This is a genomic window from Micromonospora sp. NPDC001898, from assembly GCF_042891255.1.
Taxonomy (GTDB): Bacteria; Actinomycetota; Actinomycetes; order Mycobacteriales; family Micromonosporaceae; genus Micromonospora.
The window spans coordinates 378,099-401,310 of record NZ_JBIATC010000003.1 but is presented as its reverse complement, the minus strand read 5'-3'; the positions used below and the strand labels follow the sequence as shown (position 1 = coordinate 401,310).

Below are 23,212 nucleotides of genomic sequence, written 5' to 3'. Positions count from 1 at the left end.
CTCGTCGCGGCGCGCGGCCGGCGGATAACGTGAGCCAGTGAGCACCCAGTCACGGATGCCCGTGCCGGGCGGGCTGCGCCGGTGGGTCGACGATGTCACCGTGCTGACCGCCGACGGTTCCGGCGAACGCCGGCCACTCGTGCACGTGCCCGACGCGGCCACGTCGCTGGTCCTCCGCACGACGTCCAGCCGGCAGGCGGACCTGCTGGCGGTCGGCCCGCGCACCCGCGCGTCGTACCACGCGGGCAAGGAGTTCCCGCTCTGCCTGCGGCTGCGGCTGCGCCCCGGCGTCGCGCGGCTCTTGTTCGGGGTTCCGGTACGCGAACTGGTCGACCAGGTCGTGCCGGTGAGCGAGCTGTGGGCGGGGGCGAGCGGGCCGACCGAGCCGGGGACGGATCCGAGGCGTCTGCTTGCGTACCTGGAGCCGGTGCTGCTGGCCCGGATCGCCACGGCGGCCGGCACCGAGTTGGCCCGCAGCGAACTCGTACGCGCCGCCACCGAGGCCTTGACCGACCGCCCCGAGCGGCGGCGGGAGCGCATGCCGGTGCTCGCCCGGCGCCTCGCGGTCAGCGAGCGCCACCTGCGTGCCCTGTTCGCCGACTGCGTCGGGCTCTCGCCCAAGCGGTTCGAACGCATCGCTCGCGTGCGCGGCGTGCTCGCCCGCGGTGGGCGGCCCGCAACCCGCTGGGCGCAGCTCGCCACCACGGCGGGCTACTACGACCAGTCGCACATGTCCGCCGAGTTCAGCACGATGATGGGCGTGCCACCCGTGGCCTACTTCGCGGGTCGGCTGCCTCCGACGCGGCGCTGCTAGAGCGGTATCAGCGCCGCTCCCACCCGGTCGGCCCGGACTGCGGGGCGGGGCCGGTGCTGTCGCGGGAGACGAAGCCCGCCGGGAGCGTCTCGACGCGGGGCCCCCCGCCGGCCGGGTCGAGGGCCAGGCTCATCGCCCGGACCCCCAGCTCGACCAGGGGCAGGCGCACCGTGGTCAGCGCCGGGGTGACGTCGGCGGCGATCGGCATGTCGTCGAAGCCGACGACCGACACCTCCTCGGGCACCCGGACGCCGCGCGAGCGCAGCAGGGCGAGCGCGCCGACCGCCATCGAGTCGTTGAGCGCCACGATCGCGGTGAGGTCGGGGTGCGCCGCCAACAGGTCGGCCGTGGCCCGCGCCCCGCCGTCGCGGTCGAAGTCGGCGTAGCGGATCCGCTCCTCGGGCAGCGTCAGGCCCGCCCCGGCCAGCGCCCGGCGCAGCCCGGTCAGCCGGTCGGTGATGGTGGTGAGCACGCGCGGCCCGGCCACCACCCCGATCTCGCGGTGGCCGAGGCGCAGCAGTTCCCGGCCGATCAGCTCGCCGCCGGTGGCGTTGGCCGGCATCACCGCGTCGCCGAAGTGGTCGTGCCGGCCGATCACGGCGACCCGCCCGCCCGTCGCCTCGTACGCGGCGAGCTTCTCGTTGAGCCGGCCGGTGAACTCGGCGTCGTGGTAGCCGGAGCCGGCCAGCACGATCGCGGCGACCTGCTGGGCGCGCAGCAGCTCCACGTACTCCAGCTCGCGGACGGGGTCGCGGTAGCTGTTGCAGATGATCAGCAGCCGGCCCCGCTCGGTGGCGACCCGTTGCAGCCCTCGGGTGACCTCGGCGAAGTACGGGTCGGAGACGTCGTGCACCACCACGCCGACCACGCTGCGCTGCGGGCGGGCCAGCAGTTGGGCGTGGGCGTTGGGGACGTACCGCAGGTCGGCGACGGCGCGTAGCACCCGGTCGCGCAGCTCCTCGGCGACGGGTTTGCTGCTGCCGTTGATCACGCGCGACGCGGTGGCGGGGGAGACGCCCGCCCGCCGCGCGACATCGGCCAGCGTCGCCATCCGCCGCCCCCCGGTGGTCCGCCCGCGCGGCCGGCCCCGCGCGGTCGGGCACAGGTTACCGCAGTCGTCGCGGAAAGCCCTTGCCCCGCGCGGCGGGTGCCCCTTAGGCTCCCAGGAAAGCGCTTGCCTCGCGCGTCGGTCGTCCCTGCCCGCCGGGTGGACGGCGTCCGCCCGCCGAGGAGAGGGAGGAGCACATGACCCGCAGGCCGATCGGCATCATCGTCAACGGCGTCACCGGCCGGATGGGCTACCGCCAGCACCTCGTCCGTTCGCTGCTCGCCATCCGGGAGCAGGGCGGGGTGCCGCTGGCGGACGGCACCCGGATCTGGCCCGAGCTGGTCCTCGTCGGACGCAACGAGAACCGGCTGCGCGACATCGCCGAGCGGCACGGGCTGACCGACTGGACCACCGACCTGACCGCCGCCCTGACCCGCGACGACGTCGAGATCTACTTCGACGCCCAGCTCACCCAGCAGCGGGAGAAGGCCGTCCGCCAGGCGATCGACGCCGGCAGGCACGTCTACACCGAGAAGCCCCTCGCGGAGGGCAGCCCCGCCGCCGTGGAGCTGGCCCGGGCCGCCGAGGCCGCGAACGTGCGCACCGGCGTCGTGCAGGACAAGCTCTTCCTGCCCGGCCTGCGCAAGCTCAAGCGGCTCATCGACGGCGGCTTCTTCGGCCGCATCCTGTCCGTGCGGGGCGAGTTCGGTTACTGGGTCTTCGAGGGCGACTGGCAGCCCACCCAGCGCCCGTCCTGGAACTACCGAACCGAGGACGGCGGCGGGATCGTGATGGACATGTTCCCGCACTGGCACTACGTGCTGGAGGAGCTGTTCGCCCCGGTGCGCGCGGTCTCCTGCGTCACCGCCACGCACATCCCGCGCCGCGTCGACGAGGCCGGGCGGCCCTACCCGGCCACCGCCGACGACGCCGCGTACGGCATCTTCGAGCTCGACGGCGGAATCGTCGCCCAGCTCAACTCCTCCTGGACCGTCCGGGTCAACCGGGACGAACTGGTCGAGTTCCAGGTGGACGGCACCGAGGGCAGCGCGGTCGCCGGGCTGCGCAACTGCCGCGTCCAGCACCGGTCGGTCACCCCGAAGCCGGTCTGGAACCCGGACCTGCCCTCCGGCGAGGACTTCCGCTCGCAGTGGACCGAGGTGCCGGACAACGACGAGTTCGACAACGGGTTCAAGGTGCAGTGGGAGGCGTTCCTGCGGCACGTGGTGGCCGGCGAGGCGTTCCCATGGGACTTCCTGGCCGGCGCCCGGGGCGTGCAGCTCGCCGAGCTGGGCCTGCGCTCCGCCCGCGAGCACCGCCGCGTCGAGGTCCCGGAGCTGGGCCGATGAGCACCCTGGTCACCCTCCCCGACGGCACCCGCCACCGGCTGTCCGGCACCGGCGGCTTCGCCCGCCCCGACGCCCCGGCCACCTCCCGGACCGCGTACGCCGCCGCGCACGTGGTCGCCGACCCGCGCGCCGAGAACGTCCCCGGCGCCCCGGCCGCCGTCGACTGGGAGCGCACCCTGGCCTTCCGCCACCACCTCTGGTCGTACGGGCTGGGGGTCGCCGAGGCGATGGACACCGCGCAGCGCGGCATGGGGCTGGACCACCCGGCCACCCGGGAGCTGATCCGGCGCAGCGCCGCCGAGGCGCGGGCGATCGGCGGGCGGATCGTCGCCGGGGTCGGCACCGACCAGCTCCCAGCCGGGCCCGCCGACCTCACCCGCATCCGCGACGCGTACGCCGAGCAGCTCGCCGAGGTCCGCGCCGCCGGGGCCCGGCCGGTGCTGATGTGCAGCCGGCACCTGGCCGCCGCCGCCGAAGGCCCCGAGGACTACCAGCGGGTGTACGCGCACCTGCTGGCCGCCACCGACGAGCCGGTGGTGCTGCACTGGCTCGGCGACATGTTCGACCCGGCGCTGACCGGCTACTGGGGCTCGACCGACCTGGACCTCGCCGCCGACGCGGTGCTGGACCTGGTCAAAGACCACGCCGAGAAGGTGGACGGGATCAAGGTGTCGCTACTCGACGCCGACCGGGAGGTGGCCCTGCGCCGCCGGCTGCCCGCCGGGGTGCGCCTCTACACCGGCGACGACTTCCACTATCCGGAGCTGATCCGCGGCGACGAGGCCGGCCACTCCGACGCCCTGCTCGGCGTGTTCGCCGCGATCGCCCCGGCCGCCGCCGCCGCGCTGACCGCCCTCGACCGGGGCGACCTGGTTGCGTACGACGAGATCCTCGCCCCCACGGTGCCGCTGGCCCGGCACCTGTTCGCGGCCCCGACCTGGCGCTACAAGACCGGCATCGTCTTCCTGGCCTGGCTGACCGGCCACCAGGACCACTTCACCATGGTCGCCGGCCAGCAGGCCGGCCGGTCGCCGGCGCATCTGGCCCGGCTGCTCACCCTCGCGGACGCCGCCGGGCTGCTGCCCGACGCGGAGCTGGCCGCCACCCGCGCCCGGGCCTACCTCACCGTCGCCGGGGTGGCCCAGTGACCGCCGTCGGGGAGCCGGCGGTGACCGCCCCCGCCGGAGACCGGCTGGCCCGGTTCTCGTTCAACCAGGCCACCGCCACCGGCTGGGATCTGGCGGAGCTGGTCGCCGGCTGCGTGGCCGCCGGGGTCCCGGCCGTCGGGCTGTGGCGGGAGCCGGTGCGGCAGTACGGGCTGACCAGGGCCGCCCGGCTGGTCCGCGACGCCGGGCTGAGGGTCACCTCGCTGTGCCGGGGCGGGTTCTTCACCGCCGACGACTGGCGTGACGAGAACCTGCGGGCGATCGAGGAGGCCGCCAGCCTCGGCACGGCCGAGCTGGTGCTCGTCTCCGGCGGGCTGCCGGCCGGCGGTCGGGACGTCGACGGGGCCCGGGAGCGGGTCGCCGATGCCATCGGCGAGCTGGCCCCGCACGCCGCCGCAGCCGGGGTACGGCTGGCCATCGAGCCGCTGCACCCGATGTTCTGCGCGGACCGGTGCGTCATCGCCACCCTGGGCCAGGCCCTCGACATCGCCGAACGGTTCGACCCGGGCACCGTCGGGGTGGTCGTCGACACGTACCACCTGTGGTGGGACGACACCGTGTACCGGCAGATCGCCCGCGCCGGGAACAGGATCGCCGCCTTCCAGGTGGCGGACTGGGTCACCCCGCTGCCCGAGGGTGTGCTGCTCGGGCGGGCGCTGCCGGGGGAGGGCTGCATCGACCTGCGCCGGTTCCGGGACGCCGTCGACACCGCCGGCTACCGGGGCGCGATCGAGGTGGAGGTCTTCCACGCCGACCTGTGGTCCCGGCCCGGCCCGGACATCCTCGCCGCAGCGATCACGGCCCACCTGACCCACGTCGCCTGAGTCGGGTCACCACGGTCCATGGACCTAGGGTGGCGGGGTGATCGACATCGCCAGCGTGCTGCTCGTCGACCGGGCCGGACGGATTCTGATGCAGCTTCGCGACGCGTACGCGCCGCGCCACCCGAACGTCTGGGGGCTTCCGGGCGGGCACCGGGAGCCGGGGGAGACGCTCGACCAGACCGCCCTGCGGGAGCTGCGGGAGGAGACCGCGCTGACGCCCGACGCCGGCCTGCGCCCCTTCGGCACCCCGCAGGTGCCGGAGATAAATCGGATGAAGCACTACTATTGGGGCGGCACGAGCGCCGGTCAGGAGGACGTGGTGCTCGGCGAGGGGGCCGCGATCGTCTTCGTCCCGCCCGACGAGCTGTTCGACGGCCGGCCCTACATGCCCGGCACCGCCGAGGTGCTGGCCCGCTTCCTCGCGGCCCCCGAGTACGCCGAGGCGCGCAGGGCGGCGGGCGGGTAGCGGCGCGGCGCTGCCTCCCCGGATCGGCCGGCGCCGCCCCGGATCGGGCTGGGCCGTCACCGGGCGGGCCCGCGGTGGCGGCGGCCCCGACCGGGCCGCCGCGCCCGCCGGGAAGCACCACGGGCGGGGCGGCGGCGCGACGGTGGAGGAGACGGCGATGGCCCGGTGGGGCTGGTTGCGGCAGGCGGGCAGCCGGTTGCGGCGGGGCTGGGTGGTGGTGGCGGAGGGCACCCTGGCGGCCACCCTGTCCTGGCTGCTGGCGAGCTGGCTGCTGGGGCACTCGCGGCCGTTCTTCGCCCCGGCCGCCGCGCTGATCGTCCTCGGTCAGGCCCGGGGGCACCGGACGCGCCGGGCGCTGGAGGTGCTGTTCGGTGTCGCCGCCGGGGTGCTCGTCGCCGACGTGCTGGTGCGGGCCCTCGGCCCCGGCAGAAGCTGGACGGTCTTCGTCGTCATCCTGATCACCATCGTGCTGGCTGTGGCGTTCGGCGCGGGGAGCGTCACCGGGGAGCAGGCCGCCGTCTCGGCCCTCTACGTGGTGGTGGTCTCCCCGCCCACCGAGTCGCTGGTGCCGTTCCGCTTCGTCGACGCGCTGATCGGCGGCGCGGTGGCCCTCGTCGCCAGCCAACTCGTCGGTGCCCGGCACCCGCTCGTCCCGCTGGCCGCCGAGTTCCGGCGGAGCTTCGGCGACCTCGCCAGGCTGCTCGGCGAGGTCGCTGACGCGCTCGACGCCCACGACGAGGCCGCCGCCCTGGCCACCTTCGACCGGGCCCGGGGGATGGACGCCGCGGTGCAGCGGCTGCGCGCCGGGGTGCGCGCCGCCGGCGAGGCGCTGACCCTGCGGGTGCGCCGCCGCGGGAGCATCAGCCGGCTGCGCTCGGTCGACGCGTCCATCGGGCAGATCGACTCCGTCGTGCGTAACGTGCGGGTCCTGGCCCGGGCCGGGGTGAACCTCACCCGGCTGCCCACCCCCGCCCCCGACGGCCTCGGCGCCGCGATCCGGTCCATGGCCGACGCGGTGCACGCCGCCGGGGAGGCGTTGGCCGCCGACCTGGACGGCCGGGAGGACGCCGCCGACGGGGACGCCGCCCGCGCCGAGACCGCCGCGCTGGAGGCGGTCCGGGGCGCCGGGCGGCTGTTCACCCCGGGCGGCACCCTGCCGCTGGCCATGATCGTCGGGCATCTGCGGACCACCGCCATCGACCTGCTGCGGGGGATCGGGGCGGACGACGACGCCACCCTCGGCCGGATCGACGAGGCGCTCGGCGTCCCGGCGGCGTGACCCCCGCGTCGGCCCGGTGGGTCGCACGTCCCCACCGCCCGGTCCGCCGATCCGGCTATGGGTAAGGGCCGGGCCGGTGGTCGGTGCTGTCGCATCGGAGTGTCCAATGGTGGGACCACACTGCCCCGCCGGAAAGGAAACCACCCCGTGAGCAGCACCGCCGACGCCTCGACCGCCGATCGGGGGAACGCGCCGGCCGGCGTACCACGCGCGGTCCTGGCCGCCCGTAACGGCGTGGCGGCCGTGTTCGCCCTCAACGGCCTCGCGATCGCCTCCTGGTTCTCCCGGGTGCCGGCGGTCCGCGAGACGCTGGGCCTCAGCGCCGGGCAACTCGGGCTGCTGCTGCTCGCCATGTCCGTCGGCGCGCTGCTGGCGATGCCGACCGCCGGGCTGGTCACCCAGCGCCTCGGCGCGGCCCGCACGGTGGCGGCCAGCGTCCTGCTGGTGGCGGGCGGCATGACGGTGGCCGGGATGTCCGCCGGGTTCGCCGGGTTCCTGCCCGGCGTCGCCGTCGGCCTGTTCCTGTTCGGCTACGGCTCCGGCACCTGCGACGTGGCGATGAACATCGAGGGGACGGCCGTCGAACGGCGGCTGGGCCGGACGATCCTGCCCCGGTTCCACGCCGCGTGGAGCCTCGGCTCGGTGGCCGGCGCGGGACTCGGCGCGGCGGCGGCCCAGGCCGGAGTGCCGATCGCCGCGCACCTGACCGTGCTGGCGGCGGTCGTGCTCGCCGGCACGCTGCTCGGGGCCCGGTCTTTCCTGGCGGCTGACGGGGCCGACCCGGGGTCCGCCCGCGACGCCGCTGCCGCGCGCCGCGGCTCGCTGCTCGCCGCCTGGCGGGAGCCGCGCACCCTGCTCATCGGCCTGCTGGTGCTGGTGATGGCGTTCACCGAGGGCAGCGCCAACGACTGGCTCGCGGTGGCGTTCGTCGACGGGTACGGGCTGAGCGAGGCCGCCGGAGCCGCCGTCTTCGGCGTCTTCGTGGTCGGCATGACCGTCGGTCGCACCGTCGGCACGGTGGCGCTCGACCGTTGGGGCCGCGTGCCGGTGCTGCTCGGCACGATCCTGTGCGCCGGGGTCGGCGCGACCCTCGCGGTGCTGGCCGGCTCCGGGCCGGTCGCGATCGCCGGGGTCGCGCTGTGGGGGCTCGGCGCGTCGCTCGGTTTCCCGGTGGGGCTGAGCGCCGCCGCGGACGACGAGGACCGGGCGCCGGCCCGGGTCAGCGTCGTCGGGGTGATCGGCTACTCCGCGTTCCTCGGCGGTCCGCCGCTGCTGGGCCTGCTCGGCGACGAGGTGGGCACGCTGCGCGCCCTGATCGTGGTGCCGCTCCTGCTGCTGCCGGCCCTGGCCCTGGTCCCGGTGATCCGGCCGCTGGCCGGCTCCCGGCTCACCCGCTGACCCACCCCGGTCGGTGCCCCGTGGCCAGGTTCCTCTCACCCCGTGCCCAGCGGGATGTCAGGCGGGCGTGCTCCACTTGGTGGGACGCCGAGGAGAGGAGCCGGGCATGGGCTGGTTCAGCCGGCGACAGCGCGCCGTCGACGGGATCCCGACGAAACTCGACCGGGAGGCGACGCCGGACGACCTCGCCGCCCTGGAGGCGTTCGTGGCCAGCCGCCGGGGTGTGGAGTTCTACCTCGAGCCGGAGACCACCGCGACCGACACCACCGTGGTGGCGATCGCCCACGACGGGGAGTGGATCCGGCGGCGGACCGGTTCGCCCCGGGCCGCCGCGAAGATCGCCCAACGGCACGCGGTGCCCCTGTACGAGGCCGCGCGCACCGGGTACCCGGAGCGGATGCGGGCCTGGAACCGGGCGCACCCGGAGCGCCGGGCGCGCTGACCCCGGGCGGACGGCGTCGCCCGCACGAGCCACCGGGACCGGGTCACCCGCTCAGCGAGCGGATCACCGCGTAGCCGAGCGACGCCGCAGCCAGCCCGGCGGCCACGCTGGTCAGCGCGTTGGCCAGGGCGGGCCACCGGGATCCGTCGCGGGCCAGCCGCAGCGTCTCGTAGCCGAAGGTCGAGTAGGTGGTGAGCGCGCCGCAGAAGCCGGTGCCGATCAGCGCGGCGACGGCCGGCCCGACCGGCGCGGCGACCAGGGCTCCGAGCAGCAGGGAGCCGAACACGTTCACGGTCAGGGTGCCCCACGGGAACGACGAGCGGTGCCGGGACTGCACGGCCCGGTCGGTGAGGTAGCGCAGCGGCGCCCCGACGGCCGCGCCGAGGGCGATCAGCAGGATCGTCACCGGGCCTCCCGATCCTCGTCGGCCCGGCCGTCCGCGCCCGGCCCGTCCGCCGCCCGGGAACCGCCCGCGCCCGGCCGCCCGCCGCCCCCCGCCTCCTGCCGGGCCGCGCGGCGCAGGAACCGGCCGGCGGCGGCGTCGCCGAGCCATACCGCGACCAGCGCCCCCACCAGGGTGGCGACCAGGTACGCCAGCGCGGTGCCGGCCGCCCCGGCGGCCACCGCCAGCCGCACGTCCACCGCGTACGTGGAGAAGGTGGTGAAACCGCCCAGCACGCCGACACCGAGGAAGGGCCGGGTGAGCGGCCGGGTCCGCCCGGCGGCGACCATCGCCATCAGCGCCCCGATCAGCAGGCATCCGGTCACGTTGACGGCGAACGTCGCCCACGGGAAGCCGGTGGGCCGGTGCGGGACGGCGGCCTGGAGCCCCGCGCGGGCCAGCGCGCCGAGGACGCCTCCGGCCGCGATCACGCCGAGCACCGCCGCCGGGTGCGCCCGCAGTTCGCCCCGGTCCCCGGGTACGCGCACGTCGACGTCGGGGTCGACCCGGCGCGGGTCCGCTCCGGTCACCTCGCCCTCCCACCGCACGTCCGCCGCCGGCGGAAACCCGTCGACGCGCGTCCTCGCGGCTGCCCGGCGGCGGCGCCCTCGCGTTTTCGCCGGCACGAGCCTACCGCCGGCGGGCCCCCGGCCACCGCGACGCGGGCGGCGGGTCCGGTCAGCGGACGGCGGCCACCGCCGCGTCGGCGCCGCCCCGCCACAGCGTGCCGGCCTCGGTGAAGCCGGCGGCGGCCAGCGTGGCGAGGTGCCAGGAGACCGGAGGGTTCCATTCGGGACTGTGCCCGGTCGGGTAGATCTCGTGGCGTCGCGCGACCAGCGGGCCGAGCGCCGGGTCCGCGCCGGCCCGCTCCCACCAGTCGGGCCAGGACAGGGCCGCCCCGGCGGCGTACCGGGTGGCCCGGCGCTCGCGGGCCCGGGCGGTCAGCCTGTCGGTCAGCCCCGGCAGCGCGTCGTCGGGCATCCGGTCGGCGTTGACGAGGAGACCACCCGGACGTAGCAGGCCCCGGATCTCACCGTAGAGGGCGGTGAGCCGGTCGGCCGGCAGCCAGTGCAGGGCGGTGGCGGTGAGTACCGCGTCGTAGTCGCGGTGCGGCAGCCGATCGGCCCAGTCGGGGCGGCCCAGGTCGGCGACCAGCACGGTCGCCCGGTCGCGCAGCGACGCGTCGGCCAGGGCCAGCAACGCCGGGTCGAGGTCGACCAGGGTCACCTCGGCCCGGGGGAAGCGGGCCAGCGCCCGCAGGGAGATGGTGCCGGTGCCCCCGGCGAGGTCGAGCAGGCGGGGGGCGTCCCCGTCGACGACCGCGTCGACGGCGTCGAGCATGGCGGCGAAGCGCGCCTCCCGGTCCGGCATGAACGCCTCCTGCTGCCGGTCCCAGCTTTCCTGCCAGGCCCTCGCCGTGCCGGCGAGCGGATCGGTCGCCTCGGTGATGTAAGGAGTCATGGCGGTCAGGTTAGTTACATCGCCGGCGCAGGTCCAGAGCTTGTTGCAAACTCTTGGCAATTACCGAATAATGAGCAGTGCGATGATCGCCGGATGGCCGGCGTGGGCGTCCCGGGCGGTGGTGGTGGTTCCATCCCCGCCCGGGAGGTCGCCCCCCGTCTCGCCCGCCCCGTCTCGGCCGGCCCCCGGTCCCGCTCGGCTGTCCCTTCTGTCGGCGTCACGCCCTCGTCGACCACAGGCCTCCCCCCGGTGGCTCGACCCCGGGAACCCGTGACCCACGTCGCTCCCGACGGTGGTTGACCTCAACGCCGCTTCATCTCCGAGCCTGGGCGGTGAGGGCGAGCCACACGGAGGTACGGCATGAGAGTGATCGAGGTGACCCGGTTCGGTGGACCGGAGGTGCTGGCACTGACCGAGGTGCCGGACCCGTCCCCGGGCCCGGGCGAGGCGGTGGTCGAGGTGGCCTACGCGAACGTGCTGTGGATCGACACGGCGATCCGTGCGGGCCGGGCCGGGGCGTGGTTTCCGGACCGGCCCCCGTACCGGCCCGGCTCGGGGGTGGCCGGGACGGTCGCCACGGTGGGTGCCGGCGTCGATCCCGCCTGGGCCGGCCGGCGGGTGGTCACGCGGACCGGGCCGGGGGGCGGTTACCTGGACCGGGCCCTGGTGCCGGTCGACGACCTCTTCGCCGTGCCCCCGACGGTGTCGCTGCGGGACGCCGCCGCCCTGCTGACCGACGGACTCACCGCGTTCGCCGTGCTCGACCTGGTCGGCGGCGTCCGGGCCGGCGAGCGGGTGCTGGTCACCGCCGCCGCCGGGGGAGCGGGCGCGGTGCTGCTCCAGGCGGCACAAGCCGGGGGCGCCCGAGTGGTCGGGGCGGCGCGCGGCGCGACCAAGCGGGACGCGCTGCGCCGGCTCGGCGCCGAGGAGATCGTGGACTACTCGGCCCCGGACTGGACCGATCGGGTACGCGCCGTCCTCGGCGGCGTCGACGTCCTCCTCGACGGCGCCGGCGGGGCGTACGGCCGGGCCGCGTTCGACCTGGTCGTGCCCGGCGGCCGGACGTGCGCGTACGGCGCTCCGGCCGGTGGCTTCGCCGTGCCGGACCCCGCGTCGGCCCGTGACCGGGGAGTGGCGGTCACCGGCATCGGCGACCTGCGGGCCCTCACGGTGCAGGCCCGCCGGCGCCACCTGCTGGCGGCGCTGGACGCCGTCGCGGCCGGTTGGGTGGCGCCGTTGGTGGGGCAGACGTTCCCGCTGGACCGCGCCGCCGACGCGCACCGGGCCATCGAGGACCGGGAGACGGTCGGCAAGACGCTGCTTTCCGTCTGACCCGGACGGACCAGGGCCGGCCGGGACCGACGCCCCGGCCGGCCGCCGGTCAGCGGCCCGGGTCGGCCGGGGCCGGCGGGACGGGGTCGGCGACCACCGGGGCCGCACCGGCTGGCCCGGCCGGGGCCGGGATCCGGGCCGGGTCGGCCGGAGGTGGGATCCGGGCCGGGTCGGCCGGGTCCGGTGTCGGGGCCGGCCGGGCGGCCAGGCCGCCGAGCAGGGTGCCGAGGAGCGCGGCGAGGGTGACGACGCCGGCGGTCACCTCCGGCGTCCAGCCGATCCCGGCGGCCAGCGCGAGCCCCGCCAGGTGCCCGGCGACCATCAGCCCGGAGAGCAGGGCGCCGGCGATCGGCAGCCGCAGTGCGGCGTCCCGCCCGCGGATCGCGTCCAGCCGGAGCAGCAGCACGTCGGCGAGGCCGGCGCCGCAGACCGCCCCGAGGGCGGCCCACACCTGCGGTGTCGGGAACTCGTGCATCACCATGTCGAACAGCGCCACCCCGGCCGCCAGGGTGGTGGCCGCCCCCGGGGTGGCCCGCCTCCGGTGGGCGAGCAGGAACGGCCCGACCAGCACCAGCGTGGTGATCAGGTACGCGTCGACGCCGAGGATCGCCGCCTGCTGCGTCCCGGCGGCGCCGATCGGGCGGGTCGGCGCCAGGGTGAGGAACGCCGACGCGTAGGTGAGCAGGATCGACGGCGCCATCACGCCCAGAGCCAGGGACGCCACCCCCGTCGCCGATCGTCCACCACGCTCCCCGCTGGCCCACCAGGACCGCAGCGGGCTGGTCAGCAGCAGCACCGCCGACGCGTCCAGCAGCAGGTGGCTCGGGCTGAACTCTGCGTCCAGGCCCACCTCCACCCCGAGGATCTCGTGCCAGGCCATGTCGGCCAGGCCGGCGATCAGGAAGGCCACCGCCCCGATCGCCCCGACCCGGTAACCGGGCGGGAAGGCGTCCCGCCACCACCGGGGTGCCGCGTCACGCCGCTGGTACGCCAGCCAGAACGTCCACGCCGCGGTGGCGACGAAGCCCGCGTAGAGCAGGCCGTGCCACGGGGTGAAGAACCCCTCGATGGTCTCGACGATGTTGCTGTGCGCCCAGCCGTCGGACATCGCCCCGGCCGTCAGGCACGCGCCGAACAGGACGGTGACCAGGTCCTCCCGGCGGGTGGCCGGCGGCACCCGGGGGAGGGCCGCAGGGGTGGACGGGGATGCCTCATGGCGGACTCCGCTGCTCGTCATCGTGGTCCTCTCGAAGGTCGGCGACTCTATGTCATTGTGTGACTCCTTTGTGTGATGAGGTGGGACGGTCAGGATGCCGCGCCGGGCGGGTCCCCCGCGTCCACCCGGTGGAACAACCGGTGCGGGGTGTGCCGTACGCAGGTCTGACATCCACCGGCGGGTTCTGCCGGTGGATGTCAGACCTGCGCGCCACGATGGCGGGATGAGTCAGATCGCGTTGTTCCACTCCGTCTACGGCCTGCGCCCGGCCGTGCTCGCCGCCGCCGACCGGCTCCGCGCGGCCGGGCACCAGGTCGTCACCCCCGACCTGTACGGGGAGCCCGCCGCCGACACCGTCGAGGCGGGGTTCGCCCTGCTCGACAAGATCGGCAAGTGGACCGTGCTCGACCGGGCCCGGGCTGCCGTGGCAGACCTACCGCCCGACACGGTCCTGGCCGGCTTCTCCTTCGGCGTCTGGGTGGCCGCCGAACTGCTCGCCGAGCGCCCCGCCGCCGCCGCCCTGCTCCTGCTGCACGGCACCGCCGGCCCGCCGGAGACGATCCGGCCGGGCCTGCCGGTGCAACTGCACCTCGCCGACCCCGACGAGTACGAGCCGCAGGACGAGGTAGACGCGTGGCAGCGGGCGATGATTGCCGCGGGCGCCGACCTGTCGGTGTACCGCTACCCGGGCCCGGGTCACCTCTTCACCGACGCGGATGTCCCTGATCACGACCCGGCCGCCGCCGAGCTGACCTGGGAACGCGTGCTCGCCTTCCTCGACGGCCACTGACGCGCACGCCCGGCTGACCCGCCCCGCCCCGCGTCGGTTGTCAGGCGGCCGCGGCCAGCCGGGCCGTGCCGCTCGGTGTCGGCCGGTCGCCCGGTCCGGCCCCGGTTCCGTCGGTGCTCCCCGTCGGGCCCACCGACCTGGCCGCCCCGTCGGGTGCCGGTGGCGGCGCTGCCCACTCGCGGAGGCGGACGACCGGTGCCCATCGGGCATCGGGCCAGGCGGTGCCGTCGGGCCCGGGTCGGGCCGCCCCGCTGTCTCCCGGCCCGCGCCGGATCTCCCACGTTGGCCGGCCGGCCGGCCTCGCAGGGCCGCCCGACGGGCGGGAGTCGGGTGCGGAAGGACGGGCGACCGCGAGCCGCAGGGCCCCCGTCGTCGCGGGCGGAACGGTGGTCGCGGGGCCTGGTCCCCCGGGCGGAACGGCGGTAGTGAGGCGTGGGCCCCCGGGCGGAACGGCGGTAGTGAGGCGTGGGCCCTCGGGCGGGCCGGTGGGCGTGGGGCGTGGCGCGCCCAGGGCCGGACCGGCGGGCGTGGGGCGGGCAGCCACGGCGGGGCCGGGCAGCGCGGTCAGGGCCCGCGGGGTGGCCGGCGACCACCCCGCCCGCACCGGCGGGCCGCCCCGAGGGCGGGGCAGTGGCGCGTCGATCGGGTAGCGCAGGTCCGCGCCGGCCGGTCGCGCCGGGTATCCCTGGGTCGGGCGGGCCGGTCGCGCCGGGTATCCCTGGGCTGTGCCGGCCGGTCGCGCCGGGTCGCGCAGGGTCGTGCCGGCCGGTCGCGCCGGGTTCGCCGGGTGACCCAGGGCAGCGCTGACCGGCAGCGTCGGGTGACCGAGGGCAGCGCTGACCGGCAACGTCGCCAGGTGCGGGCCGACCGGGGCCCTCAGGTCGGCCCGCCGGGCGATCTCGGTCCGTACCGACCGGGGCAGCCGGTCGTGCGCGACCCGGCGCAGCGCCGGATCGGCGACGCGGTAGCCGTCCCGGGCCACGCGCCGCAGCAGGCCGCGGCCGGCGAGCCGGCGCAGGACCGGCTCGGCCCGCCCCGGCGCCCAGCCGAACGCCCGGTCCACCGTCGCGGCGGGGACCGACGGCCCGAGCGCGGCGACCACCATCGTCGCGGCGCGCTCCGCGCCGCCGCAGGCGTCCAGCCGGGAAGCGGCGCTCGCGCGTACCCGGTCCGGCAGCGCCGCCGCCGGGTCCGCCCCCTCGGAGATCCGCCGCGCGTAGGCCTCGGCGGTCCCGGGCAGGCCGCCGACCAGGGGCAGCAGCCGCGCCGCCAGCGCCGTTGGCTGACCGGCCCGGGCGAGCAGGTGGCGCAGCAGCCGTCCGGTCTCCACCTGGGACAGGGGCGGCAGTGGCACCTCGGCGCGCCGGACGTCCGGCGTCGGCCGGGTGTCGGCCCACTCCGGACGGTGGGTGGTCACCACCGCCAACGGCAGTCGCCGCACGACGGCCGCCGCGATCAGGCCGCGCAGGAACCGGGTCACCGCCGGGGCGGCGCGGTCCAGGTCGTCCACCGCCACCACCAGGGGCTGCACGGCGGCCTGACGCAGCAGCAGCCGCTGCCAGACCACCGCACCGGCCGGGAACGATCCGTCCAGCAGCCCTTCCAGGGCGACGGCCGTGGACAGCGCCCGTGCCGGCGGCACCAGGCCGTCCGCCGCCGCCAGCAGCCGACGGCGGACGGTCGCCGGTGGGTCCTCGGCGCGTACGTCGGCGAACGCGCGCAGCAGGTCGGCCACGGGCCCCACCGGCCGCTCCGGGAACGGCGGGCAGGCGACCACGCACCAGCGCACCGGGGTTCCGTCGGAGGCGTCGACGGCCCGGCGCAGCTCGTGCAGCATCCGGCTGCGCCCGCTGCCGGCCGGGCCGACCAGCGACACCCAGCGGGGGCTGTGCTCGCGTACCGCCCGCAGCACCTGGTCCCGCGCGCCTGCCAGCTGGCGGCGGCGGCCGACCAGCCGGCCGTGGTGGCCGGCCGGCTCGGGGCGGGCCACGCCGGCGGCGATCGAGACGTCCATCGGCAGTGGCTTGCCGGCGACGGTCAGCGGGGGGAGCGCGCGGTGGACGATCAGGGCATCGGTGGCACGGCGGGTGGCCGCGCAGACAACGACGGCGCCGGGCGGGGCGTGCTCCTGCAGGCGGGCGGCGGCGGTGATCACCGCACCGCTGGCCATGCCGTGCGCGCCGTCGCGCAACGCGGCGACGTCCACCAGCGCCTCGCCGGTGGCGACCCCGACCCGGGTACGCAGGGCTGCCGCGCCGGGCAGCGTCCGTCCGTCCAGCGCGCGCTGGATCTCCAGCCCGGCCCGCACCGCCCGGTACGCGTCGAAGCCGTCGGACTCCCGGGCCCCGAACAGGGCCATCACGGCGTCGCCGACGTACTTCTCGACCACGCCACCCCACCGGACCAGCACCCCGGCGACGGTGTCGAAGTACGCACGTTGCAGCGCCCGGACATCCTCCGGGTCGAGCCGGTCGACCAGCGCGGTCGAGCCGACGATGTCGGCGAAGAGCACGCTGACCGTCCGCCGCTCCTCGGGAACGGGCCAGTCCGCCGGTGCCGTGACCTGTGTTTTCGTGACGATCGTGGACATGGGCATCGCACCGTCCTTTCCCCCCGCTTGGTGCCTGACGACCTCAGGAGACTCCCACCACTGGCAGGTCGGGGGATCGGCAGAACGACGTATGTCGGCCACCCGCAACCATTAGTCGTAATGTCGACGCGAGGCATACCAGTGGCCGTGAAGACTTGTAGAACGGTCCGGGGACCTGTGACTAGGCTGCGAGCCATGGCCAGCGATGTGGACACCGCACCGCTCGTCGGCCGTGCCGGCCAGGTGGCGACACTGCGGTCCGCGCTGCTCGACGACGTCGGGCCGGGACAGACGGCGGCGGTCTTCCTCACGGGCGAGAGCGGGGTGGGCAAGACCCGGCTGCTGCGTGAGGTGGGCGACCGGCTGCGCGCGACCGGCGCGTTGGTGCTCACCGGTGGGTGCCTCGACATCGGGGACGCCTCCCCGTTGCACCCCCTGTTGCAGGCGTTGCGCCGGTTCGACGCGGACCTGACCGCCTCGCACGCCCGTACCTCGTCGGCGGTGCGCGGGCTGTTGCAGATGTTCGCCGAGGAGACCGGCGGCCCGGACGGCGCGGGGGCCCTGTTGGAGCGGGTCTCCCGGGGGCTGAACCTGGTGGCCCAGGGTCGGCCGCTGGTGCTCGTGCTCGACGACCTGCAGTGGGTTGACCGGAGCACCCGGCAGTTGCTGCTCTACCTGCTCGCCGGCCTGGGCGACCTGCAACTGTCGGTGTTGGGGGCGGTGCGGTCCGAGTCGTTGCAGGGCGCGCACCCGTTGCGCCGGGTGCTCACCGAGCTGCGCCGGCTGCGGTCGGTGCGGGTGCTGGACCTGGCCCCGCTGGACCGGGCGAACACCGAGCGGCTGGCGGCGGAGATCGTGGGCGGGCCGCTGGGCGTGGAGGCGGCGGAGTCGGTGTGGCAGCGCAGCGGCGGAAACCCGTTCGTGGTGGAGGAGTTGGCGCGGGACCTGCGTGACGGCCGGGACGGGCTGTCGGACACTGTGCGGGAGGTGTTCCTGGCCCGGGTGAACGCCCTGCCCGAGCCCGCGCACGCGGTGGTGCACGCGGTGGCGGCCGGGGTGGAGCCGGTGGCGCACTGGCTGTTGGCCGAGGTGACCCGGCTGCCGGAGCAGGAGCTGATCGACGCGGTCCGGGCGGCGGTGGCGCACCGGCTGCTGGTCAGCGACGGCGACGGGTACCGGCTGCGGCACCGGCTCGTCGCCGAGGTGCTCGCCCATGAGCTGCTGCCCGCCGAGCGGTCGGCCCTGCACCGCCGGTACGCGGAGGCGCTGACCGCGGCCCCGGCGGAGCTGCACCAGGCCCGGCTGGCACACCACTGGCGGCTGGCCGGCGAGCCCGCCCGCGCTCTGCCGGCGGCGGTGTCCGCCGCCGAGGAGGCCGAGCGACTGCACGGCTACGCCGAGGCCCACCGGCACTGGACGGTGGCCCTCCAGCTGGCCGGCGTCCAGCCCACCGGGGCGTCCGCGGCGACCACCGGGACGTCCCCGGCGGACGCTGGCGTCGTCGACCGCGCGGACCTGCTGCGGAACGCCGCCGAGGCGGCGCACCACTGCGGCGAGCACGCCCGGGCGCTGGCCCTGCTGGAGGAACTGGCCACCACCACCGCCGACGGCGCTGCCCCGGCCTGCGCGCTGCACATCCGGCGGGCCCGCTACCTGGCCGCCGCCGGCCGGTCCGCCCCCGCGGAGGCGGAGTACCGGCGGGCCCTCGCGGCGGCCGACTGCACCCCCCGGGAGCGGGCCACCGCCGCCGCCCACCTGGCCGAGCTGCTGCTGCACCTGGGCCGGTACGCCGACGCCGGCGACCGGGCCCGGGAGGCCCTGGCGCTGGCCGCCGAGGTGGACGGGTCCGTCTCCGAGGTCGTCATGGCCAGCATGGCTCTGGGGTTCAGCGAGGCCTACCTGGAGGACCCGGACACCGGGCTGGCCGTCATGCGGGAGGCCCTGGACACCGCCGAGCGGGCCGGCCGGCCCGAGGATGTGGCGTGCGCGCACCTGCACCTGGCGGAGTTGCTCACCGGGCCGCTGAACATCCTGGAGGAGGGCGTCGTGGTGGCCCGCCGGGGCGCCGAGCGGGTCGCCGATTTGGGGCTGGGCCGCACGTACGAGACCCGGCTGCTGGCCATCGCCACCAACGGGCTGTTCCGGGTCGGGCAGTGGGCCGAGGCGGAGAAGGTGGTCGCGGCGGCGCTGCGGCACCGCCCCTCCGGCGCGGACGCCGTGGAGCTCCTGCTGGCCCGCTGCCGCCTCTCGGTCGGCTACGGCGACATCGAGGCCGCCGACCGGGACCTGGAGGCCGTCGCCACGGTGCTGGCCGGCGGCGGCGCCCGGCACGTCATCCCGCTGCTCACCCTGCGCGCCGGCCTGGCGATGTGGCAGGGGCGGCACGACCTCGCCCGTCAGGCGGTGCAGCGAGGGCTGACCGAGAGCCGCTCCGACGACGTGGGCATCCTCGCCGCGCTGGTCTGGCACGGGCTGCGCGCCGAGGCCGAGGCGCACGCGTCCCGCACGGTGCCGGTCGACCGGACGGCGGTTCGCCGCCTGCGCGAGGTGGCCGAGCGGGTGGCCCGCAAGAGCGAGCACGCCGTCCGCTCCGTGCGGGACGTGGTCGACGGGTTCCTGGCGCTGTGCGACGCCGAGCTCAGCCGCCTCGACGGGAGCAGCGACCCCGAGCTGTGGGCCCGCTCGGTGAGCGAGTGGGAACGGCGTCACCACCCGTACCCGGCGGCGTACTCGCGGCTGCGGCAGGCCGAGGCGCTGCTGGCCCGGCGCAGCCGGACGGCGACCGCCGGCAAGCTGCTGCGCCAGGCGTACCAGGTGGCGCAGGGGCTCGGCGCGGTGCCGCTGAGCACCGAGATCCGTACGCTGGCCGGCCGGGCCCGGGTGCAGTTGGAGGAGCACGGCGCGTCGGTCGAGGGCCGGTCCCCGGCCGGCGCCGAGCCGGCCAGCGACGAGCTGGCGATGCTCACCGCCCGGGAGCGTGAGGTGCTCGCCGCGGTGGCGGAGGGGCTGACCAACAAGGAGATCGGCCAGCGGCTGTTCATCAGCGAGCGGACCATCGGCGTGCACGTCTCGCACATCTTCGACAAGCTTCAGGTCCGCACCCGGGTGCAGGCCAGCGCGATCTTCCTGCGCAACCGTTCCGAGTAGGCGCCGACGTACGTCGGTCGGCTGCTTATACGTCGTTCTACTGATCCGCCGCACGGGCCGTGGCTGGAAGGCTGTGCTCCGATGACGGCGGCACGGGGGTGCCTCGGACCACAGTGGAGGAGAGATGGACGAACCGGTCTGGGGCCCTGTCCACCAGGACATCGTCGGCCTGCTGGCCGACCACCCGGCGGACGTGCCGGCGGTGGTCGACCACCTCACCAAGCTCCAGGACATGCTGGTCCGGCTGCCTCCGCTGGAGCGCAGCTGCCCCCTGGCGGACTTCAACGAGCTCTACCTGACCATCACCACCAGCGTGCTCAACGGCCTGTACGACGACCGCTTCGCCGACCCGGTCTTCCTGGCCCGGCTCGACGTGGAGTTCGCCGCCCGCTACTTCGACGCGCTGCGTTACTGGACCGAGTCGAGCCCGGTCACGCCGCGGGCCTGGTCGTGCCTGTTCCGGCGGATGCGTGGCCCGGACGCCCGGCCGCTTCCCTCGGCCGCGGCCGGGGTGAACGCGCACATCAACTACGACCTGCCGTTCGCGTTGGTGACCACGTTCGACAGCCTGGAGTCCGAGCCGGTCGACGGCAGCGACCAGCACCACGACTACCTGGAGATCAATCAGATCTTCGCGGAGCGGATCCCGGAGCTGCGCCGCGGATACCTGGACAACTGGCAGCTCATGATCGACATGCTCAACGGCGACATCGACGACTGGTACCAGGGCGAGCTGGTGGAGTACACCCGGAACGTGGCCTGGCGCAACGCGCAGAAGGTCTGGCGCTGCCGGCACGATCCGGATGCCCGCGAGTGTGAGCGCGAACGGCTGGACGACAACGCCGCCGCGCTCGGCCGGCTGCTGCTGTCGCCCCTCGGGGCGTTCCTGCAGTAGCCGGGACGGGGGGTCCCCGCGCTACCGGGGGGAGCGCGGGGGCATCCCCCTGTCTCGGGCAGGACGGCTGGATGACGACCGGCGAACAGTCCTGGACGGGCACCGGGACGCCTGGTCGGCCGACCCTCTCGCGCGCTGCCCTCGTCGGGCTGAGCTGAGCCTCTCGCGCGCCGCCCCCGTCGGGCCGAGCTGACCCGCCGTCCCCGCCGCCCCTGCCCCCGCGCTGCTCCCCGTCGTCGCCCGCGCCCCGTCGCCGCGTGGCCCGCTTCGCCCGTCTCGGTACCCCTTGCCAGGGTCCGGAGCCCATTCCGCCGGCCTTCCTCACCGTTCCGGCGGGCGACGCCGTCGGCACCGCCTACCGTCGGAGCAGGGCGTGAAGGGGTGGCGTGGCATGGCGGAGCGGCGGGACGGTGCGCGGCCGAGGCGGCCCCGGGAGCGGCGGGTGCGGGTCTCGCGGGACCCGAGCCCGGAGGAGCGGCCTGCCCAGGATCCGAGCCCGGCCGACCGGGCCGCCCGCGACCCGCGCCTGGGCGGACGCGGCGGCCCCGGCCCGGCGGCGATCCCCGAGCGCGTCGAGCGTCCCGGCCCCCGGGACGAGCCCGTCGGCCGGCTGCGCCGCTGGCTGTTCCAGCATCGGGTGCAGCCGGTCGGGCCGGAGGCCGGGGAGGCGCAGGCGAAGACCCACCCCTGGTGGCAGGTGATGTGCCTGACCGGGGTGGACTACTTCTCCACCCTGTCGTACCTCCCCGGCATCGCCGCGCTCGCCGCCGGGGCGCTGTCCCCGCTGGCAACGCTGCTGATCGTGGCGCTGACCCTGTTCGGGATGCTGCCGATGTACCGGCGGGTCGCCGGGGAGAGCCCACACGGGCAGGGCTCGGTGGCGATGTTGGAGCGGCTGCTGCCGTTCTGGCGCGGCAAGATCATCGTTCTCGTCCTGCTCGGCTTCGTCGCCACCTCGTGGATCATCACGATCACCCTGTCGGCCGCCGACGCCACGGTCCACCTGCTGGAGAACCCGTACCTGCCGGCGTCCGCCCCGCACGGCGAACTCGCGGCGGTGGCGGTGACCGTGGTGCTGCTGCTCGTGCTGGGCGGGGTGTTCCTGATGGGGTTCAGCGAGGCGGTGACCGTGGCCATCCCGCTGGTCGCGGTCTTCCTCGCACTGAACGCGGTGATCGTGGTGGCGGGGCTGGCGCAGATCGCCGCCGAACCGGGCACGGTGGGCGACTGGTCCGCCGCGCTGACCGCCGGCGGCACCGGGTTCGCCGACGTGGTCGGCCCGGCGGCGCTGGCCTTCCCGCTGCTGGTGCTGGGGCTCTCCGGCTTCGAGACCGGGGTGAGCATGATGCCGCTGGTACGCGGGAACGGCCCGGACGCCGCCGGACGCCTGGCCGCTCGGATCCGCAACACCCGCCGGCTGCTCACCACCGCCGCGCTGATCATGTCGGTGTACCTGGTCGGCACCACCTTCGTCACCACCGTGCTGATCCCGGCGCGGGAGTTCCAGCCGGGCGGCGCGGCCAACGGTCGGGCGCTGGCCTGGCTGGCCCACGAGCGCCTCGGCGAGGGGTTCGGCACCGCCTACGACGTCAGCAGCGTGCTGATCCTCTGGTTCGCCGGCGCCTCCGCGATGGCTGGTTTGATCAACATCGTGCCGCGTTACCTGCCCATGTACGGGATGGCCCCGGAGTGGGGGCGGGCGGTGCGCCCGGTGGTGATCGTCTACACGCTGATCAGCATCGCCATCACCGTCGCCTTCCGCGCCGACGTCACCGCCCAGGCCGGCGCGTACGCCACCGGCATCCTGGCGATGATGGTCTCCGGCGCGGTGGCGGTGACCGCCGCGGCGGTCACCGCCCGCCAGCGGTCCGCCGCGGCCGGCTTCGCCGTGCTCACGGCGGTGCTGCTCTACGCCCTGGCCGAGAACGTGATCGAGAAGCCGGACGGGATCGCCATCTCCGGCATGTTCGTGGCCGGCATCGTCGCCGTCTCGCTGATCTCCCGGGTCACCCGCACCACCGAGCTGCGTGCCGAGCGGATCGAGTTCGACGACGACGCCCGCCGGTTCGTCGCCGAGTCGCTGGCCCACGACGGCCGGTTGCACCTGATCGCCAAGAAGCGCGACAGCGGCACGGTCGAGGAGTACCGGGTCAAGGAGCGCGCGCAGCGCGGCATGAACCCGGTCCCGGGCGCCGCCGACGTGCTGTTCCTGGAGATCGACGTGGTCGACCCGTCGGAGTTCAGCCGGGTGCTGCGGGTGCACGGCGTGGAGGCCGGCGGGTTCCGGGTGCTGCGGGCGGCGAGCCCGGCCGTGCCGAACGCGATCGCCGCGATCCTGCTCGCGTTGCGCGACGCCACCGGGGTACGCCCGCACGCCCACTTCGAGTGGTCCGAGGGCAACCCCATCGCCCACCTGCTGCGGTACCTGATCCTCGGCCGGGGTGACACCCCGCCCGTGGTGCGGGAGATCATCCGCAAGTCCGAGCCGGACCCGTCCCGCCGTCCGGGCATCCACGTCGGCGGCTGACGGCGGGACGGCGAACCGCCGTCGGA

Annotated in this window: 19 protein-coding genes; 13 read left to right on the top strand and 6 right to left on the bottom strand. The window is 76.0% G+C overall.

Annotated elements, in window-relative coordinates; genetic code table 11:
* Nucleotides 1-37 precede the first annotated feature (37 nt).
* On the top strand, nucleotides 38-814 hold the full coding sequence (locus ACFYZF_RS09655) for a helix-turn-helix domain-containing protein (RefSeq protein ID WP_387017646.1): 777 nt from the start codon (nucleotides 38-40) through the stop codon (nucleotides 812-814).
* Nucleotides 815-821: 7 nt separating this feature from the next.
* On the opposite strand, the gene ACFYZF_RS09650 is transcribed toward ACFYZF_RS09655, so the two are convergent.
* Nucleotides 822-1,865 (bottom strand): LacI family DNA-binding transcriptional regulator, encoded by a 1,044-nt coding sequence (locus ACFYZF_RS09650; RefSeq protein ID WP_387017644.1) that lies wholly within the window; start codon nucleotides 1,863-1,865, stop codon nucleotides 822-824.
* 194 nt (nucleotides 1,866-2,059) lie between these two features.
* Between ACFYZF_RS09650 and ACFYZF_RS09645 the strand changes: the two genes are divergently transcribed.
* The 7 genes from ACFYZF_RS09645 (at nucleotide 2,060) to ACFYZF_RS09615 (ending at nucleotide 8,786) form a co-directional block, all read left to right on the top strand.
* The gene (locus ACFYZF_RS09645; protein ID WP_387017643.1) at nucleotides 2,060-3,211 is read left to right on the top strand and encodes a Gfo/Idh/MocA family protein; all 1,152 of its coding nucleotides are present in this window, start codon (nucleotides 2,060-2,062) and stop codon (nucleotides 3,209-3,211) included.
* Nucleotides 3,208-4,359: a dihydrodipicolinate synthase family protein gene (locus ACFYZF_RS09640; RefSeq protein ID WP_387017641.1), complete on the top strand. Its 1,152-nt coding sequence runs from the start codon at nucleotides 3,208-3,210 to the stop codon at nucleotides 4,357-4,359. Before ACFYZF_RS09645 ends, ACFYZF_RS09640 begins: the two co-directional genes overlap by 4 nt.
* Nucleotides 4,356-5,201 (top strand): sugar phosphate isomerase/epimerase family protein, encoded by an 846-nt coding sequence (locus tag ACFYZF_RS09635; protein ID WP_387017639.1) that lies wholly within the window; start codon nucleotides 4,356-4,358, stop codon nucleotides 5,199-5,201. The genes ACFYZF_RS09640 and ACFYZF_RS09635 overlap by 4 nt, the downstream gene beginning before the upstream one ends.
* Nucleotides 5,202-5,238: 37 nt before the next feature.
* Nucleotides 5,239-5,667, top strand: a complete 429-nt coding sequence (locus ACFYZF_RS09630; protein ID WP_387017638.1) for an NUDIX domain-containing protein — start codon at nucleotides 5,239-5,241, stop codon at nucleotides 5,665-5,667.
* 157 nt (nucleotides 5,668-5,824) lie between these two features.
* Nucleotides 5,825-6,946: an aromatic acid exporter family protein gene (locus ACFYZF_RS09625; protein WP_387017636.1), complete on the top strand. Its 1,122-nt coding sequence runs from the start codon at nucleotides 5,825-5,827 to the stop codon at nucleotides 6,944-6,946.
* Between the two features lie 147 nt (nucleotides 6,947-7,093).
* Entirely contained in the window at nucleotides 7,094-8,344 is a 1,251-nt protein-coding gene (locus ACFYZF_RS09620) for an MFS transporter (protein WP_387017635.1), read from the top strand.
* Between the two features lie 106 nt (nucleotides 8,345-8,450).
* Entirely contained in the window at nucleotides 8,451-8,786 is a 336-nt protein-coding gene (locus tag ACFYZF_RS09615) for a hypothetical protein (RefSeq protein ID WP_387017633.1), read from the top strand.
* A 43-nt stretch (nucleotides 8,787-8,829) separates the two neighbouring features.
* Here ACFYZF_RS09615 and crcB read toward each other — a convergent pair whose 3' ends face one another.
* From crcB to ACFYZF_RS09600, 3 genes are all read right to left on the bottom strand, one after another.
* Entirely contained in the window at nucleotides 8,830-9,192 is a 363-nt protein-coding gene (crcB, locus tag ACFYZF_RS09610) for a fluoride efflux transporter CrcB (protein ID WP_387017631.1), read from the bottom strand.
* Nucleotides 9,189-9,758, bottom strand: coding sequence for a CrcB family protein (locus ACFYZF_RS09605; protein WP_387017629.1), 570 nt, complete (start codon nucleotides 9,756-9,758; stop codon nucleotides 9,189-9,191). The genes crcB and ACFYZF_RS09605 overlap by 4 nt, the downstream gene beginning before the upstream one ends.
* A 148-nt stretch (nucleotides 9,759-9,906) precedes the next feature.
* Nucleotides 9,907-10,689, bottom strand: a complete 783-nt coding sequence (locus ACFYZF_RS09600; protein ID WP_387017627.1) for a class I SAM-dependent methyltransferase — start codon at nucleotides 10,687-10,689, stop codon at nucleotides 9,907-9,909.
* A 360-nt stretch (nucleotides 10,690-11,049) separates the two neighbouring features.
* On the opposite strand from ACFYZF_RS09600, the gene ACFYZF_RS09595 reads away from it, so the two are divergent.
* Complete coding sequence (locus ACFYZF_RS09595) at nucleotides 11,050-12,021, top strand: zinc-binding dehydrogenase (protein ID WP_387017625.1); 972 nt, start codon at nucleotides 11,050-11,052, stop codon at nucleotides 12,019-12,021.
* Between the two features lie 49 nt (nucleotides 12,022-12,070).
* Here ACFYZF_RS09595 and ACFYZF_RS09590 read toward each other — a convergent pair whose 3' ends face one another.
* The gene (locus ACFYZF_RS09590; RefSeq protein WP_387017624.1) at nucleotides 12,071-13,258 is read right to left on the bottom strand and encodes a hypothetical protein; all 1,188 of its coding nucleotides are present in this window, start codon (nucleotides 13,256-13,258) and stop codon (nucleotides 12,071-12,073) included.
* A gap of 202 nt (nucleotides 13,259-13,460) precedes the next feature.
* Between ACFYZF_RS09590 and ACFYZF_RS09585 the strand changes: the two genes are divergently transcribed.
* Nucleotides 13,461-14,027: a dienelactone hydrolase family protein gene (locus ACFYZF_RS09585; RefSeq protein WP_387017622.1), complete on the top strand. Its 567-nt coding sequence runs from the start codon at nucleotides 13,461-13,463 to the stop codon at nucleotides 14,025-14,027.
* 40 nt (nucleotides 14,028-14,067) lie between these two features.
* Here the strand turns inward: ACFYZF_RS09585 and ACFYZF_RS09580 are convergent, their stop codons facing one another.
* On the bottom strand, nucleotides 14,068-16,623 hold the full coding sequence (locus ACFYZF_RS09580) for an AAA family ATPase (protein ID WP_387017621.1): 2,556 nt from the start codon (nucleotides 16,621-16,623) through the stop codon (nucleotides 14,068-14,070).
* 189 nt (nucleotides 16,624-16,812) lie between these two features.
* Between ACFYZF_RS09580 and ACFYZF_RS09575 the strand changes: the two genes are divergently transcribed.
* The 3 genes from ACFYZF_RS09575 to ACFYZF_RS09565 all read left to right on the top strand — a co-directional run bounded on the left by ACFYZF_RS09575 (nucleotide 16,813) and on the right by ACFYZF_RS09565 (nucleotide 23,186).
* A complete protein-coding gene (locus ACFYZF_RS09575) occupies nucleotides 16,813-19,764 on the top strand; it encodes a helix-turn-helix transcriptional regulator (protein ID WP_387017619.1) in 2,952 nt (983 codons plus the stop codon).
* A gap of 124 nt (nucleotides 19,765-19,888) precedes the next feature.
* Nucleotides 19,889-20,659 carry a DUF5995 family protein gene (locus tag ACFYZF_RS09570; protein WP_387017618.1) on the top strand — a complete coding sequence of 257 codons (771 nt, stop codon included), beginning with the start codon at nucleotides 19,889-19,891 and terminating at the stop codon, nucleotides 20,657-20,659.
* Between the two features lie 391 nt (nucleotides 20,660-21,050).
* On the top strand, nucleotides 21,051-23,186 hold the full coding sequence (locus tag ACFYZF_RS09565) for an amino acid transporter (RefSeq protein WP_387017616.1): 2,136 nt from the start codon (nucleotides 21,051-21,053) through the stop codon (nucleotides 23,184-23,186).
* The last annotated feature ends 26 nt before the right edge of the window (nucleotides 23,187-23,212 follow it).

What these genes read in the sequence shown, in the direction of transcription:
- ACFYZF_RS09650 (WP_387017644.1), bottom strand. Translation starts at nt 1,865, where the DNA reads ATGGCGACGCTGGCCGATGTCGCGCGGCGGGCGGGCGTCTCCCCCGCC.
- ACFYZF_RS09645 (WP_387017643.1), top strand. Translation starts at nt 2,060, where the DNA reads ATGACCCGCAGGCCGATCGGCATCATCGTCAACGGCGTCACCGGCCGG.
- ACFYZF_RS09640 (WP_387017641.1), top strand. Translation starts at nt 3,208, where the DNA reads ATGAGCACCCTGGTCACCCTCCCCGACGGCACCCGCCACCGGCTGTCC.
- ACFYZF_RS09625 (WP_387017636.1), top strand. Translation starts at nt 5,825, where the DNA reads ATGGCCCGGTGGGGCTGGTTGCGGCAGGCGGGCAGCCGGTTGCGGCGG.
- ACFYZF_RS09615 (WP_387017633.1), top strand. Translation starts at nt 8,451, where the DNA reads ATGGGCTGGTTCAGCCGGCGACAGCGCGCCGTCGACGGGATCCCGACG.
- ACFYZF_RS09600 (WP_387017627.1), bottom strand. Translation starts at nt 10,689, where the DNA reads ATGACTCCTTACATCACCGAGGCGACCGATCCGCTCGCCGGCACGGCG.
- ACFYZF_RS09595 (WP_387017625.1), top strand. Translation starts at nt 11,050, where the DNA reads ATGAGAGTGATCGAGGTGACCCGGTTCGGTGGACCGGAGGTGCTGGCA.
- ACFYZF_RS09590 (WP_387017624.1), bottom strand. Translation starts at nt 13,258, where the DNA reads ATGACGAGCAGCGGAGTCCGCCATGAGGCATCCCCGTCCACCCCTGCG.
- ACFYZF_RS09585 (WP_387017622.1), top strand. Translation starts at nt 13,461, where the DNA reads ATGAGTCAGATCGCGTTGTTCCACTCCGTCTACGGCCTGCGCCCGGCC.
- ACFYZF_RS09580 (WP_387017621.1), bottom strand. Translation starts at nt 16,623, where the DNA reads ATGCCCATGTCCACGATCGTCACGAAAACACAGGTCACGGCACCGGCG.
- ACFYZF_RS09575 (WP_387017619.1), top strand. Translation starts at nt 16,813, where the DNA reads ATGGCCAGCGATGTGGACACCGCACCGCTCGTCGGCCGTGCCGGCCAG.
- ACFYZF_RS09570 (WP_387017618.1), top strand. Translation starts at nt 19,889, where the DNA reads ATGGACGAACCGGTCTGGGGCCCTGTCCACCAGGACATCGTCGGCCTG.
- ACFYZF_RS09565 (WP_387017616.1), top strand. Translation starts at nt 21,051, where the DNA reads ATGGCGGAGCGGCGGGACGGTGCGCGGCCGAGGCGGCCCCGGGAGCGG.